The sequence below is a fragment of the Campylobacter sp. IFREMER_LSEM_CL2256 genome, assembly GCF_025771645.1.
In the GTDB taxonomy this organism is placed as follows: domain Bacteria; phylum Campylobacterota; class Campylobacteria; order Campylobacterales; family Campylobacteraceae; genus Campylobacter_D.
Genome location: NZ_JAKMQQ010000004.1, coordinates 95,249 through 110,620, shown reverse-complemented (window position 1 = coordinate 110,620; position 15,372 = coordinate 95,249). Strand labels below are relative to the sequence as shown.

Sequence of the window (15,372 nt, the reverse complement as noted above, 5' to 3'; positions counted from 1 at the left end):
GTTATAATTACACTTTATTCTTATAAGAAAGGCCTTTTATGTTGAGATTTTTTTTAATGTTTTTTTGTGCTTTAAATCTTTTTGCTATTACGCCAAAAGATACGATCGTTATAGCAGTGGAAAATGAGCCAGAGCGTATAAATCCGCTTTTTAGTGAAGATCATGATGTGGCAATTGCTCTTGTGTTTTCAGGACTTACACGCTTTGATGAAAATATGAGCTTAGCGCCTGATCTTGCTAGATCTTGGAAAGTTAGTAAAGATGGGCTTGTTTATGAATTTACTTTAAGAGATGATATATTGTGGCATGATGGGACTAAATTTAGTGCCAAAGATGTGGAATTTAGTATAAATGCTTTAAAAGATGAGAAGTTAAATTCACCCTCAAAGGTAAATTTTGACGCAGTTAAAGAAGTAAAAATCATTGATGATTATCATTTGTCCATCACACTTTCAAAGCCTTTTCCTGCATTTTTAGACGCTTTGAGTGTGGGAATTTTACCAAAACATTTACTTGAAAAAGAAAATTTAAATACTACTAAATTTAATCAAATGCCTATAGGAACAGGACCATATAAGCTAAAACAATGGAAAAAAGGTCAATACATGATCTTAGAAGCAAATGAAAATTATCATTTAGCTAAGGTAAAAACACCAAAACTCATACTAAAACATATTAAAGATCCAAGTATTAGCGCTATTGAGCTTAAAAATGGTTCTATTGATGCAGCTTTAGTCGATTTTGCTCTAGCTTCAAATTTTGCAAATGATAAAAACTTTAAAATGCTTATAGAGCCTTCGGCTGATTATCGTGCTTTGATGTTTAATTTTAATCATGAGTTTTTAAAAGATCAAAATGTGCGTTTAGCACTAAATTATGCTATCGATAAGAAAGCTATTGTGGATTCTCTTTTGCATTCTTTTGGAAAAGTAGCAAATCATCCTTTGGAAAAATCATGGGCAAATCCTAAAGAATTTGCAACTTATACTTATGATGTAAAAAAAGCAAATGAGCTTTTAGCAAAAGCAGGCTTTGTGAAAAACAAAAATGGAATTTTAGAAAAAAATGGCAAAGAATTTAGCTTTGAAATGTATGCTATGAGTGAAGATCCACTAAGAATAGCTTTGGTAAATATCTTACAAAGTGAGTTTTTAAAGCTTGGTATTAAGGCAAAGGCAGTTGCTAAGCCGAGTGGAAGTTTTGACTATACTAAGATTGACAGCTTTTTGGTAGGTTGGGGTAGTCCTTATGATCCTGATTTTCATACTTTTAGAGTTTTTGAAAGCTCTCAAGATAGTGCTTTAAACTCTAGTGGATGGAATTTTGGTCATTATCAAAATGCTAAAGTTGATGAAGCTTTGATAAAAGCTAGAAATTCACTTGATGTAAATGAAAGAAAAAAATACTATAAAGAATTTATTGACGCTTTATATAAAGATCCTGCATTTTTATTTATAGCTTATATCGATTATCCTTTAGTTTTTGCTAAAAATATCCAAGGTATAAAACCTCATATTTTAGGTCATCATGGGGTAGGTTTTACTTGGAATGCTTATGAGTGGAGCAAAAATTAGTGCTAAAACTCATTTTTAAACGCCTTTTATGGGCGTTTTTTTTGATGATTTTTGCAAGTTTTTTATGTTTTGTGATGATTTATCATGCTAAAGGAAGTGTGGTTTTTGCTAGTGTGCCTCAAGGAACTAGCCTTAAAATAAAAGAAGAAATTGAGCATAATTTAAATTTAGACAAGCCTTTATTAGAGCAGTATGAAAATTGGCTTTTTAATGCCATGAAAGGCGACTTTTCCTACTCTTTAATCAGCGGAGAAAAGGTTAGTGAAATTTTAAAAGAAAAACTTCCCTATACCATCATACTAGGAAGTTTGGCTTTTTTGGTGCTTTTTGTGTTGTCTTTGGTTTTGGCACTTTTTTGCGTTCTTTATAAAGATAGTTTTTTGGATAAAATTATTACCTTTTCAACGATGAGTTTTTTTGCATTGCCTACTTTTTCTTTATCGCTAATGCTTATTTTAGTTTTTACTGTATTTTTTAAGCTTTTTCCAAGTTCGGCTATTGCTGATATTGGCTTTGAAGATGATATATTTAATCGTTTGTGGCATTTGTTTTTACCAGTGTGTGCTTTAGTGCTTTCACATTTAGCTGTTTTTGTGCGTTTTATAAGGACAAGTTTGATTGATAGTTTAAATCAAAGCTTTATAGAAAGTGCTTTTGCAAGAGGGCTTAGCAAAACAAGAATTTATTTGCACTTTGTGTTAAAAGATGCTTTTGGTTCTATACTTGCGTATTTTGGTGCTTCTTTTGTGAGTTTTTTAATGGGAACTTATATAGTAGAAAGTGTGTTTTCTTATGAGGGTGTGGGAAATTTGGTGATTAAAAGCATATTGTTTAAAGACTATCCTGTGGTGCTAGCTGTGGTGATTTTTAGCATTTTAGTAGTGGTGCTTGTAAATTTGATCGTAGAAATAATTTGCAAGATGATTAATCCAAGGTTTGCTAATGCGTAAGTTTTGCGTGATGATGATTTTGCTAAGTTTTATTTTAGCACTTTTTGCACCTTTAATAAGTTCTTATGATCCAAATTTAGTAGATTTAAGCAAGGCTAAAATAGCCCCAAATTTAAGTCATATTTTTGGCACAGATTTGCTTGGTAGAGATGTTTTTACGCGTATTTTATATGCCTTGCGTGTTTCTTTGTTTGTAGGGGTAATGGCAGCATTTTTTAGTGTGCTTTTTGCTTGTGTTTATGTGTTTTTAACAAGATTTTTTGCTTATGCTTTTTTTGCTAGGGTGCTTGATATGCTTTTAGCACTACCTTCTTTGCTTGTGATTATGTTTTTTCAAAGCTTTTTGGCGGGATCTTTGTGGAGTATGATTTTTATCATCGCTTTGGGGCATTTTGCTTTTGTGGCAAAAGTGCTTGATACCCAACTGAATAAATTTCAAAAACTTGAGTTTTATCAAAATGCTATCATTTTAGGTTCTAGCAAGATGAAAGCTTTATTTAGTGAGCTTTTGCCTGCTTGTTGGAATTTGCTTTTTGTGCTTTTTGTTTTAAATATTGCTCATGCTATTACAAGTGAAGCCACTTTGAGTTTTTTTGGCTTGGGTGTAGAGCTTTGGACTCCAAGTTTAGGAAATATGCTAAATGAAGCAAGCAAGGCTGTGTTTTTAGGATTTTGGTGGATGATAGTTTTTCCAGTAGCCTTTATACTTATGCTTATCTTGCCTTTGCTTGCTTTGGGTAATGATTTACAAGAAGAGATTAAAGTATGATAGAAATTTCAAATCTTAACCTTAGCTTTAAAGATAAAATCTTACTAAAGGATATCAATCTTAATTTAGAAGATGGCAAAGCTTTGTCTATCATGGGCAAAAGTGGAGCTGGAAAAAGCTTGCTTTTAAAAAGCATGATTAGGCTTTTTGATAAACACTATAAACTTAATGCACAAAAATTTCAGATAGATCAAAAAGATATTTTAAATTTAAAAGAAAAAGAACTAAATGCCTTAAGAGCTAAGGTAAATTTACTTTTTCAAGATGTTTATGGGAGTTTTTATCCTCTTGTTGATATAGGGAGTTATTTTAATATAGTTTTAAAAACTCATACTAATTTAAGCACAAAAGAGATTAAAGAAAAGGCCTTTTATTTTTTTGAGTGCTTAGGGCTTAAAAATCATGATCTTTTGTGGCATTCTTTTATATATCAGTTAAGTGGTGGTATGGCAAGACGCATTCAAATAGCTCTAGCTTTGCTTAGTGGGGCTAAGTATTTATTGTGTGATGAGATTACAAGCTCACTTGATAGGGCTAATGAAGAAAAAATCATCGCTATTTTAAATGAGTTAAAAGCACAATTTAAAAATCTCATTTTCATCACGCATGATATAAATTTAGCTAAAGAGCTTTGCGATGAGGTGGCTATCATAGAAGATAAAACTTTGCTTTATCAAATGCCTATGAAAGAATTTTTAAGCAATCCAAAAGGAACTTTTGCAAAAGAATTGCTAGAACTTTATGAGAATGAAAATGTTTTTAGAAGTTAAAAATTTAAGCAAGTCTTATAAAATTAAAAAACACTGGTATTTAAAAGAAGAAGAAATTTTTGTTTTTAAAGATGTGAGTTTTTCTTTAAATCAAAATGAGAATTTATTGCTTTGTGGGGAAAGTGGTAGCGGTAAAAGCACTCTAGCTAAAATTCTTTGTATGCTTGAACGCGCGAATACTGGAGAAGTTTTGTTTGAAAATGAAAGTATATTAAATTTAGATTTTAATACTCAAAGAAAATTACGCCAAAAAATTCAATATATTTTCCAAGATCAAAAGCTAGCTTTAAATCCCTACAAAAGCACTAAAAGACTTTTACTTGATGTGTATGAAAATTTTAAACTTAAGCCCGATTTTGAAGAGCTTTTTAAGCTTTTTGATGCTTTTGAGCTTGAAAAAGATATTTTAAATTTAAAACCCTCTAAGCTAAGTGGTGGTCAAAGCCAAAGATTAGGTTTGATTAGAGCTTTGCTTTTAAGGCCAAAATTGCTTATTTTAGATGAAATCACAGCAGCGCTTGATGTAGTAACTGCTTATAAAATTTTAAACTATTTGCACACTTTTCAAAAAATGCATGATATTACTTATATATTTATTTCTCATCAAGAAAAAATCTTACAAGATATATGCCATAAAAAAGTGTTTTTATAATAAAGATAAAAATTGTTTCATTTTGAAATACCTAAAAAATTATTTTTTTGATAATAAGTTTTTATATAGCTAAGTTAAAGTAAAATAAATTTTAATTATGCTTGAATAAAAGGTTTATTATGACGCACGCAACTATAGAGCATCAATACTTTGGCATCTTTGCAATGCTTGTTATTGCAAGTGTTATATTTTTTACTTTGGTGTACATTTCTTCTAAAATAGGATCCAAACTCGCCTCTCATAATAGAAAAAAACTCGGACTTGGGATTTATGAGTGTGGACCTATGGCTTCTAAGCAAGCAAACAAAATTAATTCTCAATTTTTTGTTTTTGCTTTGATTTTTATTTTGCTTGATATTGAAGTAGTATTTTTATTTCCTTGGGCGGTGATTTTTAAAGATTTAACCGCAGAGCTTTCAAATTACGGCCTATCTTTATTTGCCTTAGTGGAAGTATTTGTTTTTATTTTATTGCTTGCAATAGGTTTTTTATACGCTTATAAAAAAGGAGCATTCGCATGGCAGAGTATCAAAAAATGAGCAATGCACCAGTTGTTTTAACTACGGTTGATAAGTTAGTGCAATGGGGTAGGAGTAATTCTTTATGGGCACTATCTTATGGGCTTGCCTGTTGTGCTATTGAAATGATGGCAGCAGGTGGTGCAAGATATGATTTTGATAGATTTGGAACGATTTTTAGAGCAAGTCCAAGACAATCTGAAGTAATGATTATAGCGGGTACTTTAAGCAAAAAACATGCTGAATTTACAAGAAGACTTTATGATCAAATGCCTGATCCTAAATGGGTTATTTCTATGGGTTCTTGCGCAAATACCGGTGGTATGTTTAATACTTATTCTACTGTTCAAGGGGTAGATAGAATCATTCCTGTTGATATTTATGTACCAGGCTGTGCCCCACGCCCTGAAACTTTTCAATTTGCTTTGATGATTTTGCAAAAAAGAATTCGTAAAGAAAAAGCAAGCAGAAAAATAGCTCCAAAAAGGCTTATATGATGAGAAAATATAGCGATAAGAAAAATGCTCAGCTAAAAAATTATTATGAAGATAGATTTTACCATGCACCTGCAACTAAAAAACTAAGCACAGAGAGTAGTGCTTTTGAGAGTGATCATCAAATTTTAAGCCAAGAATTTGAGTTAAAAAATTCTTTTATAGAGCTTGATTTTTGGGTGATTGAAATAAATAAAGATGATAATGTTGCTATTCTTAGTAAGCTTAAAAATTTAGGTTATAGTTGTTTTACTGATGCAAGTGCGATTGATTTTGTTGCTCAAAAACAAGGTTTTGAAGTATATTATCAGCTTTTAAATATGGAGAAAAATTTAAGAGTGAGAATAAAGACTTTTGTTGGTTTAAAAGAAAGACTTCAAAGTGTTATGAGTGTTTTTAAGGGTGCTAATTGGTGTGAGAGAGAAATATATGATATGTTTGGAATTTTCATTATCAATCATCCGAATTTAAAAAGACTTTTAATGCCTGATGATTGGTATGGACATCCTTTTTTAAAAAGCTATCCTTTGCATGGTGATGAATTTGCTAAATGGTATGAGATAGATAAAATTTTTGGAAAAGAATATCGCGAGGTTGTAGGTGAGGAAAATAGAGATCCAGGTTTTGTAGATGAAAAAGACACGCTAAACTTTAGCAGAATTTATCATGAGGTTGGTAAAGGCGAAGTCCCAAGAGAAGATAAATATCTACAAGAATATCAAGAAGAAGGTGGCGTGCCTTTTGTGAAAAAAGCCAAAAGAACGCAAGTAAAAATTTTAGATAAGAGAAGATAAAATGCAAATTTCTACTAAATTAAAACCTTATTATGAAAATATAAGCTTTGAGCGTGAAGATGGTACTATGATAGTAAATCTTGGTCCCCAACACCCTAGCGCTCATGGAAATTTACGCCTTATTTTAGAGCTTGATGGAGAAGAAATCACCAAGGCTGCTCCTTGTATAGGCTATATGCATCGTGGTATGGAAAAAATGGCTGAAAATATGATCTATCAAGAGTTTATTCCAACTACTGATAGAATGGATTATATCGCAGCTAGTGCAAATAATTATGCCTATGTAGCTGCTGTAGAAAAACTTTGTGGTTTAGAAATTCCACGCAGGGCAAGTGTGATAAGGATGATTTTGCTTGAGTTAAACCGCATTGCTTCGCATTTGCTATGGCTTGCTACACATGCTCTTGATATTGGTGCGATGACAGTATTTTTATACTGCTTTAGAGAGCGTGAATATGTGCTTGATCTAATAGAAAAATATTGTGGGGCAAGACTTACACATTCATCTATGAGAATAGGCGGGGTAATGCTTGATTTACCTGAAGGTTTTTTAGATGAACTTTTAGCATTTTGCAATAAATTTCCAAATGATATAAAAGATTATGAAGCCTTGCTTGATGATAATAGAATTTGGCGCGCAAGAACTGAAAATGTAGGAGTGGTAAGTAAAGAACAAGCGCTAAGTTGGGGTTGTAGCGGGGTTATGCTAAGAGGAAGTGGGATTGCTTATGATGTTAGAAAAGAAGAGCCTTATTTGCTTTATGATGAGGTAGATTTTGGCGTGCCTGTGGCTAAAATGGGTGATTCTTATGCAAGATATAAAGTTTATATGCAAGAATTTAGAGAAAGTTTAAAAATTTTAGTTCAATGTGCTAAGCTCTATCAAGATACTCCGCCTGAAATTTTATGCAATCATCCTGAGTATGTAAGTGCTTCAAAAGAGCAAATCATGACACAAAATTATTCGCTTATGCAACATTTTGTCCTAGTAACCCAAGGCTTAAAACCACCAAAAGGAGAGGTGTATGTGCCAACTGAAAGTCCAAAAGGCGAACTTGGGTTTTTTATTCACTCAGATGGTAGCGGTAGGCCATATAGATTAAGAGCTAGAACCCCAAGTTTTTTTCACTGTGCGTTTTTAGAAGAAATGCTTGTAGGATCATATTTGGCTGATGCGGTGGCGATTTTAGGGAGTATTAATATAGTTTTAGGTGAGATAGACCGATGAGACGCGTGGATTTAAGAAAAAGTCAAGATTTGTTTAAGGATTTAGAACAAATCATTCAAAATGCTTATATGGGTGAAGTTTTAGTGGTTTTGTTTGAAATAGGAGATTTTTCTAATGTAGAAAAAAGTTTTGCTTTCATAAAAGAGCAAAATTGTGAACTTTTAAATTCTTTAAAATTTAATCAAGTAGATTGGACTATAGTTTTTAAAAAGGTAGGACAATGAAATTAGCAAAATATCAAGAAGGCTTAAATGCTTTGTGTTTTGTGGATTTGCTTTCTTTAAAAAATCCTTCACTTTGTGCTAAGCTTAACAAAAGTAAAAATTACAATATTTCCTGTTTAGAAGATAAAAATTTAAAAGCAAGCTTTTATAAATGTGAGATTGCAAGTGTGCCTTTCGTGCTTGCATTACTTTGTAAGATGAGTTTGGATACTGAATTTAACGAGCTTGATGAGGGTTATTTAAGTGCTGAATCTTGCTTTGGTGAAGAAGAGGCTTTAGAGATTTTGGAATTTTTAAAAGAAGCAAAGTGTATTATTTTTGATGAAAATTTATACCAACATAAAGACTTTGAAAATATTAAGTATTTTTTAGAAAAACTTTGTCATAAATTTAATCTTTTGCTGATTTGCTCTAATGAAAATGAAGAAAATTTGTTAATACAAAATTCTTTTAGTGAACTTTTAGAACTTGATAATTTTGATGGAACTATCATCATGCAAGCACCTTTAAGGGATAAAAATTTGCATTGTTCTTCATCTTTTGCTTTGATTGCCAAGGTTAAGGATGAGGATAAAATTAATTTAAAAATAAACACTCAAGAATTTACAACTATAGTAAAAATCAATCATGATTTAAAAGGCACGGTGGCTTTGTTTGATTATGAAAGCGCTGGTTTTGCTTTTTCAAAAGCTCAAGTTAAGGTTATAAAATGAAAGTTATCATTAATGGTATAGAATGTGAGGCAAATGAGGGTGAGTATATCTTAAATGTCGCAAGAAAAAATGATATTTTCATTCCCGCAATTTGTTATTTAAATGGTTGTTCTCCAACACTTGCATGTCGTATGTGTATGGTAGAAGCTGATGGTAAAAAGGTTTATTCTTGTAATACTAAAGTTAAAGAAGGTATGGTAGTAGAGAGTGATTTGCCAAATTTATGGGATGAGCGTAATGCTATCATGCAAGCATATTGTATCAACCACCCTTTACAATGTGGGGTATGTGATAAATCTGGCGAATGTGAGCTTCAAAACTTTACACACAAAGCAAGAGTAAATGTGCAAAATTATTGGATTAAAGATACCCATAAAGAGCATAAAAAATGGGGCGAGATTAATTATGATCCAGCTTTATGTATAGTGTGTGAAAGATGTATTACAGTTTGTAAAGATAAGATAGGTGAAAGTGCTTTAAAAACTACTCCAAGAGGGGCAAATGCACCTGATGCAAGCTTTAAAGAAAGTATGAGTAAAGACGCGTTAGCGATTTGGACTAAATTTCAAAAGAGTTTAATTGCGCCAAGTAGTGGCGATATGCTTGATTGTTCTTTTTGTGGAGAATGTACAAGTGTATGTCCAACGGGAGCTTTGGTGGGTTCGGCTTTTCAATATACATCTAATGCTTGGGAATTAAAGAAAATTCCAGCTAGTAATCCACATTCTAGTGATTGTGAGTTGATGTATTATGATATTAAACAAACTAGTATTAATAATCAAAAAGAAAAAATTTATAGAGTGAGTAATGATTTTGCTTTTGCTACGCTAAATAAAGCTGCAAGATATGGTTTTAATACCCAAAATGAAGTTCAAGGTAAAGATGAAAAAGCTTTTGAAAAACTAGTAAATATGATAAAAAATGATGAAATAAAAAATATTTTATTTAATAGTTTTATTACTAATGAGGAAGCTTTAATCTTGCAAAATTTAAGTAAAAAATTTAATCTTAACCTTATAAACCATGAAGCTAAAAAATTCCAAGATTTCCTAGCTTGTTTTTATCAAAATGCAAATGCAATGTATAATGCAAATACAGATGATATTACTCAAAGTGATTTTTTAATCATCGTAGGTTCATTTTTACGCTATGATGCGCCAACGCTAGGATATAAAGTTAATAACGCTTTAGTGATGAATAAAGGTGCGGGACTATATTTTCATCCTATAAAAGATAAAGGTGTGGATAAATATTCTAAAAATTTCTTGCAGATTAATCATGATATTAAAGATAATGAAAATATTTTATTGTTTATCTTGCAAAAATTTGCTAAAGAGTTTCCACAAGATTTTAAAAATACATTAGAAAATGCGTATCATCAAGGCACTAAAGAAATAGAAGAAACTATTAATGAAGAAGTTATTGAAAAGATAGAAAAGCAAAATGAAAATGGTGAAACTATTATAGAAGAAGTTAAAAAGCTTGTGCCTAAAAAAATTAAAAAAAGCATAGAGGTGCAAAGATCAAATTATGCGAAAAATCTTGGCATAGATGAGGATATTTTAGAAACTTTGCTCGCAAAAAAGCAAAAATTTACACTTGTTATAGGAAGTGATTTTTACTATGACGAGCAAAGTGTAAAGCTAGCAAAACTTTGTGCTTTGGTGCAAAAATATACTGATTTTAAAGTCTTTTTAAATCCAACTTGTACCAATACTTTAGGCGTGAGTTTAATTTGTGATTTAAGTCAAGATTTTCAAGCGGGAAAAACACTAGGTTATAACGAAAAAGGCGATTTTACTTTTTCTTATGATGGGCATTTTGATCTTGCAAGTTCTAGTTTAAATCAACAAGAAGGTAGCTTTGTAAATTATGACAAAAGATTAGTTCCTACAAATGCAGCTTTAGAATTTAAAGGTTATTTTTTAAATGATTTAGCAAATGCTTTAGGTTTTGATGAGGAATTTACAATCAACTATACTAAATTTTTACCACAAAATAAAGGCTTTATGGCAATTGATTTTGATGAGTTGGAAAATCATTATGATAATGGTGAGGCAAATCATAGAGGCTATGAGCTTGATTTTTCTCATTTTGAGTTTGAAAAAACATTAAGCGTTCAAGAAATTAAAGAGCAAAATGAAGGAAATTTAACCTTATATCATGCAAATTGTATTCACCAGTTTTCAAAGCTTAGCAATAGAGCTTTTAATGAGGTTGGAGCTTTATTTTTATCGTCTGATTTAATGCAAAAATTTGATTTAAACCAAGATGATAGTGTTATTTTAAAAAATGAAAAAACTCAAATTGCTATAAGTGTAAAATGTGATGAATCTTTAGAAAATGGCGCGTATTTGGGGGATTATGATAGTAAGATTGATTATAAATCTTTATTTAATAATACTCGATATGCAAAAGTTTGGCTTGAAAAAGTAGGAGCTAAAATATGAGTGATATTACTTTTTTTATTATAGAAACAATTATCAAATGCGTGCTTGTTATAGCTATTTTTGCAACTTTAGCAGGCTTGGCAACTTATCTTGAAAGAAAGGCTTTGGCTTTATTTCATCGTCGTTTAGGGCCTGATATGGTAGGTCCTTTTGGATTGCTTCAAGTAGTTGCTGATATGATTAAGCTTTTTACTAAAGAAGATATTGTTCCAACTTATGCTCAAAAAGTGGTGTTTTTAATCGCTCCATTGATTGCAGCAATTTGTGCTTTTGTGGCAATTGCGGCTATACCTATTTTTCCTGAGTTTACTTTATTTGGTAGAGTGATTCGTCCTATTATCGCTGATATTAATGTGGCCTTGTTATTTGTCATAGGTATGGGCGGGGTTAGTTTTTATGCGATTTTTTTAGGAGGTTTGGCTAGTAATAATAAATGGTCATTGCTAGGCGGGGCAAGAGGGCTTGTTTCTATCATTTCTTATGAGAGTGTTGCAGGACTTTCTTTGGTGTGTGTTGTAATGCTTGTTGGATCTTTGTCTTTAGTAGATATTAATAATTATCAAAGTGAAGGCATACTTTCTTGGCTTATTTTTAAACAACCTTTAGCTTTTATTTTATTTGTAATAGCCATTTTTATAGAAACCAATAGAACTCCACTTTGTTTAAGCGAAAACGAAACTGAACTTGTTTCAGGTTATGGCACTGAATATAGTGGGCTTAGATGGGGTATGTTTTTTATCGGAGAATATACAGCCATGATAACAGGAGCGATTATGATATCGCTTTTATTTTTGGGTGGATTTAATGATTTTTGGATTATACCAGGGGCTATTATGATGCTTTTGAAAGTGTCTTTTGTGTTCTTTTGGTATTTTTGGGCTAGAGGGGCTTTTCCGCAACTGCGTCCTGATCAAGTAATGAGAATGTGTTATTTGATTTTAATTCCTTTAGCGGTTTTAAATTTATTAATTAGTGCTTTAGTACTTGTGATATAGGAAAAACAATGAAAAAAGGTTATTTTAAAGTAGATTTTGAGCGTAAAAATCCTCAAAATGCTTATGAAAAATTCATACAAGTAATCAAGCGTTCTTTAAATACAGAACTTTTTGTAGGTTTGTTTGTCGTATTAAGAGAAATGTTTAAAAAAAATAATAGTGCAACGATTAAATACCCTATGGAAAAAGTTGCTTTAGATAATCGCTACCGTGCGGTACATCGTTTGATGCGTTTTATTGAAAGTGAAAATGAATGTTGTATTGGTTGTGGCTTGTGCGAAAAAATTTGCATTAGTAATTGCATAAGAATGGAAACAAGTTTAAGCGAAGATGGACGTAAAAAGGTTGAAAATTATAGTATCAATTTAGGACGTTGTATTTATTGTGGCTTTTGCGCTGATGTTTGTCCTGAACTTGCTATTGTGCATGGCAAAGAGTATGAAAATGCAGCAGAGCAAAGATCGTATTTTGGTCAAAAGGAAGATTTTTTAACTCCTATCGATGAGCTTAAAAATCAAGTAGTATTTGAAGGAAGTGGTAGTTTAAGAAAAGATGCTGATGATTTAGTAAAGAAAACTCCAAATTATTATGAGATAGATTTGCAAAGACAGCAAGATACCCCAAAGGAAGAAAATGTTTGAAACGATAGCTTTTTGTTTGTTAAGTGTTTTGGTATTGGGATTTTTTCTAATTAGCGTTTTAAGTACTAGTGTACTTTATGCTATTAGTTCTTTGGCTGCGGCTATGGTGTTTTTGAGCGGATTTTATTTTTTACTTAATGCTGAATTTATTGGAGCGATTCAAATTATCGTTTATAGTGGGGCTATTTTAGGTCTTTATAGTTTTGCTATGATGTTTTTTGATGCTTCGATAAAAGTAAAGGAAGGTCTAAAAGGTAAAAGAGTATTTATTTTTGCTGTGATTTTTAGTGCTATTTTGTTAATTAGTATTATTATGGGCTATAACTTTGGTTTAAATGAAACTAGTGAAGTTTATGATCTTGATTCAACTCAGCAAATAGGTTTTACTTTATTTACAAAATACATGCTCGCTTTTGAATTTATGGCAATTTTACTTTTAATAGCTTTAATTTGCGCTATAGCACTTACTCAAAAAAATATAAAAAAGGATGAGCAATGATGTTAGAAAAATACTACATTGTGGCTATTTTAATGTTTATCATTGGTCTAATAGGTATTATAAAACGCCAAAATTTAATTATGCTTTTTATTTCAAGTGAAATTTTATTAAACGCTGCTAATTTGGCCTTAGTTACAGCAGGAGTTTCTCATAAAGATATTGAAGGACAAATTTTTGCTTTATTTGTAATGGGGGTTGCAGCTTGTGAAGTAGCTGTTGGGATAGCACTTTGTGTTTTATGGTATAGAAAAACAGGAACACTAGAGCTTAGTTCTTTAGCTGAAAAAGGAGAGTTAAAATGCAAAATTTAGCTTTAATTGCACTTTTTTCTCCTTTAGTTTCGGCCATTGTTTTAGGTATTTTTGCTTTTAGTGCTAAGAAAATTATTTTAGGTTATTTAGCTTCTTTATTTATAGCTTTTTCGGCACTTGCTTCAATTATTTTATTAAGCAATGGAGTGCATTTTAATTTTGAACTTGGTACTTGGATATCTTTGGTAGATGTTAGTTTTGGTTTTAAAATAGACTCTATTACTTTAATTATGATGAATGTAGTAAGTATAGTTGCTACTTTTGTGCATTTATATAGTATATTTTATATGGAACACGATGAAGGGTTTAATCGCTATTTTAGTTATTTAGGGCTTTTTGTTTTTTCTATGATGTTCTTGATTATGAGTGATAATTTCTTAGGACTTTTCATAGGTTGGGAGGGCGTTGGACTTTGCTCATGGCTTTTGATAGGTTTTTGGTATCATAATGAAAAATATACCTTTGCTGCTAATGAAGCATTTATCATGAATAGAATTGCAGATTTGGCTTTGCTTTTAGGAATTTTCTTAATTTATATAGAGTTCAATTCTTTAAAATACGATGAGTTTTTTACCCTTTTATCTTTAGGGCATGAAAATGATATGATTTTGATTTTAATAGCACTTTTACTTTTTGTGGGCGCTATGGGTAAATCAGCACAATTTCCTTTCCATACTTGGCTTGCTGATGCTATGGCAGGACCTACACCAGTTTCAGCGCTAATCCATGCTGCAACTATGGTTACTGCGGGAGTTTATTTGGTGATTCGTGCTGGAGAGCTTTATTTGCAAGTCCCTGAAGTAGGGTATTTTATCGCTATACTTGGAGCTTTTGTAGCGCTTTTTGCCGCTTCTATGGCTATGGTGGCTAAAGATTTAAAGAGAATTATTGCTTATTCAACGCTTTCTCAACTTGGGTATATGTTTGTAGCAGCAGGTCTTGGGGCTTATGCTATAGCTTTATTTCATCTAGCAACCCATGCATTTTTTAAATCTTTATTGTTCTTAGGTGCAGGTAATGTTATGCATGCGATGAATGATAAGCTTGATATTAGCAAGATGGGTGGACTTTATAAAAGTATGCGTTTTAGTGCTATTTTAATGCTTATAGGTTCTTTAGCTTTAGCAGGAATTTATCCTTTTGCAGGATTTTTCTCTAAAGATTTAATTTTAGGATTTTCTTTTATAAGTCATCATCATGGAATTTTCTTGGTACTTTTAATAGCAGCTTTTATGACAGCTTTTTATAGTTTTAGACTTTTAATGCTTGTATTTTTTACTCCAAAAAGACATGAAGAACATCCTCATGAAGCTAGTAAAATAGCTTTACTTGCGATGAGTCCTTTGGCTTTGCTTGCTATTGTTGCAGGATTTTTTGAGCATAGCTTTATGGAGTTTGTAAGTAAAAATTTAGCTTTTATTGATGGGCAAAATTCTTTAGTTATGATGCTTGCAAGTGCTGCTGCAGTGCTTGGAGTGCTTTTGGCTATCATGGCTTATTGGAAAAATTGGTTTAAACCATCACTTTCTAAAACAAGTATTTATAAGATTTTGTTTAATGAATACTATATACCAAGGTTTTATCATCAATTTATTGTTAGTAAATATGCTTTATTTTGTGAATTTTTAAGAAAAAGCGATAAAGAAATTTTAGATACTTTGGTAGATAGTGTTGCATTTTTCCTTAAAACTTTTGCTAGGACTCTTAGTATAGGTAAGGATTATTCTTTGGTTTTAAGAATCGCAGTGTTGGCTTTTGTATGTTTATTTTGTTTAGCGTTGGCGGTGTAG

General features: G+C 31.4%; 17 protein-coding genes. All 17 read left to right on the top strand.

Features of this window, described 5'->3' with window-relative positions; translation table 11 throughout:
* Positions 1–38 precede the first annotated feature (38 nt).
* Positions 39–1,574: an ABC transporter substrate-binding protein gene (locus L8U00_RS03180; RefSeq protein ID WP_263708474.1), complete on the top strand. Its 1,536-nt coding sequence runs from the start codon at positions 39–41 to the stop codon at positions 1,572–1,574.
* Positions 1,575–1,585: 11 nt separating this feature from the next.
* Positions 1,586–2,524, top strand: a complete 939-nt coding sequence (locus tag L8U00_RS03175; RefSeq protein WP_318529511.1) for an ABC transporter permease — start codon at positions 1,586–1,588, stop codon at positions 2,522–2,524.
* Complete coding sequence (locus tag L8U00_RS03170) at positions 2,517–3,293, top strand: ABC transporter permease (protein ID WP_070255426.1); 777 nt, start codon at positions 2,517–2,519, stop codon at positions 3,291–3,293. The genes L8U00_RS03175 and L8U00_RS03170 overlap by 8 nt, the downstream gene beginning before the upstream one ends.
* On the top strand, positions 3,290–4,063 hold the full coding sequence (locus L8U00_RS03165) for an ATP-binding cassette domain-containing protein (RefSeq protein ID WP_070255422.1): 774 nt from the start codon (positions 3,290–3,292) through the stop codon (positions 4,061–4,063). The genes L8U00_RS03170 and L8U00_RS03165 overlap by 4 nt, the downstream gene beginning before the upstream one ends.
* Entirely contained in the window at positions 4,047–4,715 is a 669-nt protein-coding gene (locus L8U00_RS03160) for an ATP-binding cassette domain-containing protein (protein ID WP_070255459.1), read from the top strand. Before L8U00_RS03165 ends, L8U00_RS03160 begins: the two co-directional genes overlap by 17 nt.
* A gap of 119 nt (positions 4,716–4,834) precedes the next feature.
* Positions 4,835–5,254, top strand: a complete 420-nt coding sequence (locus L8U00_RS03155; RefSeq protein WP_263679533.1) for an NAD(P)H-quinone oxidoreductase subunit 3 — start codon at positions 4,835–4,837, stop codon at positions 5,252–5,254.
* A complete protein-coding gene (locus L8U00_RS03150) occupies positions 5,233–5,730 on the top strand; it encodes a NuoB/complex I 20 kDa subunit family protein (protein ID WP_039619352.1) in 498 nt (165 codons plus the stop codon). The genes L8U00_RS03155 and L8U00_RS03150 overlap by 22 nt, the downstream gene beginning before the upstream one ends.
* Positions 5,730–6,521: an NADH-quinone oxidoreductase subunit C gene (locus tag L8U00_RS03145; RefSeq protein ID WP_070255416.1), complete on the top strand. Its 792-nt coding sequence runs from the start codon at positions 5,730–5,732 to the stop codon at positions 6,519–6,521. Before L8U00_RS03150 ends, L8U00_RS03145 begins: the two co-directional genes overlap by 1 nt.
* Position 6,522: 1 nt before the next feature.
* The gene (gene nuoD, locus L8U00_RS03140) at positions 6,523–7,749 is read left to right on the top strand and encodes an NADH dehydrogenase (quinone) subunit D (RefSeq protein WP_039619347.1); all 1,227 of its coding nucleotides are present in this window, start codon (positions 6,523–6,525) and stop codon (positions 7,747–7,749) included.
* Positions 7,746–7,973 carry an NADH-ubiquinone oxidoreductase subunit E family protein gene (locus L8U00_RS03135; RefSeq protein WP_039642382.1) on the top strand — a complete coding sequence of 76 codons (228 nt, stop codon included), beginning with the start codon at positions 7,746–7,748 and terminating at the stop codon, positions 7,971–7,973. Before nuoD ends, L8U00_RS03135 begins: the two co-directional genes overlap by 4 nt.
* The gene (locus tag L8U00_RS03130) at positions 7,970–8,686 is read left to right on the top strand and encodes a hypothetical protein (RefSeq protein WP_070255409.1); all 717 of its coding nucleotides are present in this window, start codon (positions 7,970–7,972) and stop codon (positions 8,684–8,686) included. Before L8U00_RS03135 ends, L8U00_RS03130 begins: the two co-directional genes overlap by 4 nt.
* Positions 8,683–11,136 carry an NADH-quinone oxidoreductase subunit G gene (locus L8U00_RS03125; protein WP_230107727.1) on the top strand — a complete coding sequence of 818 codons (2,454 nt, stop codon included), beginning with the start codon at positions 8,683–8,685 and terminating at the stop codon, positions 11,134–11,136. Before L8U00_RS03130 ends, L8U00_RS03125 begins: the two co-directional genes overlap by 4 nt.
* Positions 11,133–12,131, top strand: a complete 999-nt coding sequence (gene nuoH, locus L8U00_RS03120; protein WP_039619340.1) for an NADH-quinone oxidoreductase subunit NuoH — start codon at positions 11,133–11,135, stop codon at positions 12,129–12,131. Before L8U00_RS03125 ends, nuoH begins: the two co-directional genes overlap by 4 nt.
* An 8-nt stretch (positions 12,132–12,139) precedes the next feature.
* Positions 12,140–12,772, top strand: a complete 633-nt coding sequence (gene nuoI, locus L8U00_RS03115; RefSeq protein ID WP_039668894.1) for an NADH-quinone oxidoreductase subunit NuoI — start codon at positions 12,140–12,142, stop codon at positions 12,770–12,772.
* Positions 12,765–13,271, top strand: a complete 507-nt coding sequence (locus L8U00_RS03110; protein WP_070255396.1) for an NADH-quinone oxidoreductase subunit J — start codon at positions 12,765–12,767, stop codon at positions 13,269–13,271. The genes nuoI and L8U00_RS03110 overlap by 8 nt, the downstream gene beginning before the upstream one ends.
* Positions 13,271–13,582: an NADH-quinone oxidoreductase subunit NuoK gene (nuoK, locus tag L8U00_RS03105; protein WP_070255456.1), complete on the top strand. Its 312-nt coding sequence runs from the start codon at positions 13,271–13,273 to the stop codon at positions 13,580–13,582. Before L8U00_RS03110 ends, nuoK begins: the two co-directional genes overlap by 1 nt.
* A complete protein-coding gene (gene nuoL, locus L8U00_RS03100) occupies positions 13,570–15,372 on the top strand; it encodes an NADH-quinone oxidoreductase subunit L (protein ID WP_230107728.1) in 1,803 nt (600 codons plus the stop codon). Before nuoK ends, nuoL begins: the two co-directional genes overlap by 13 nt.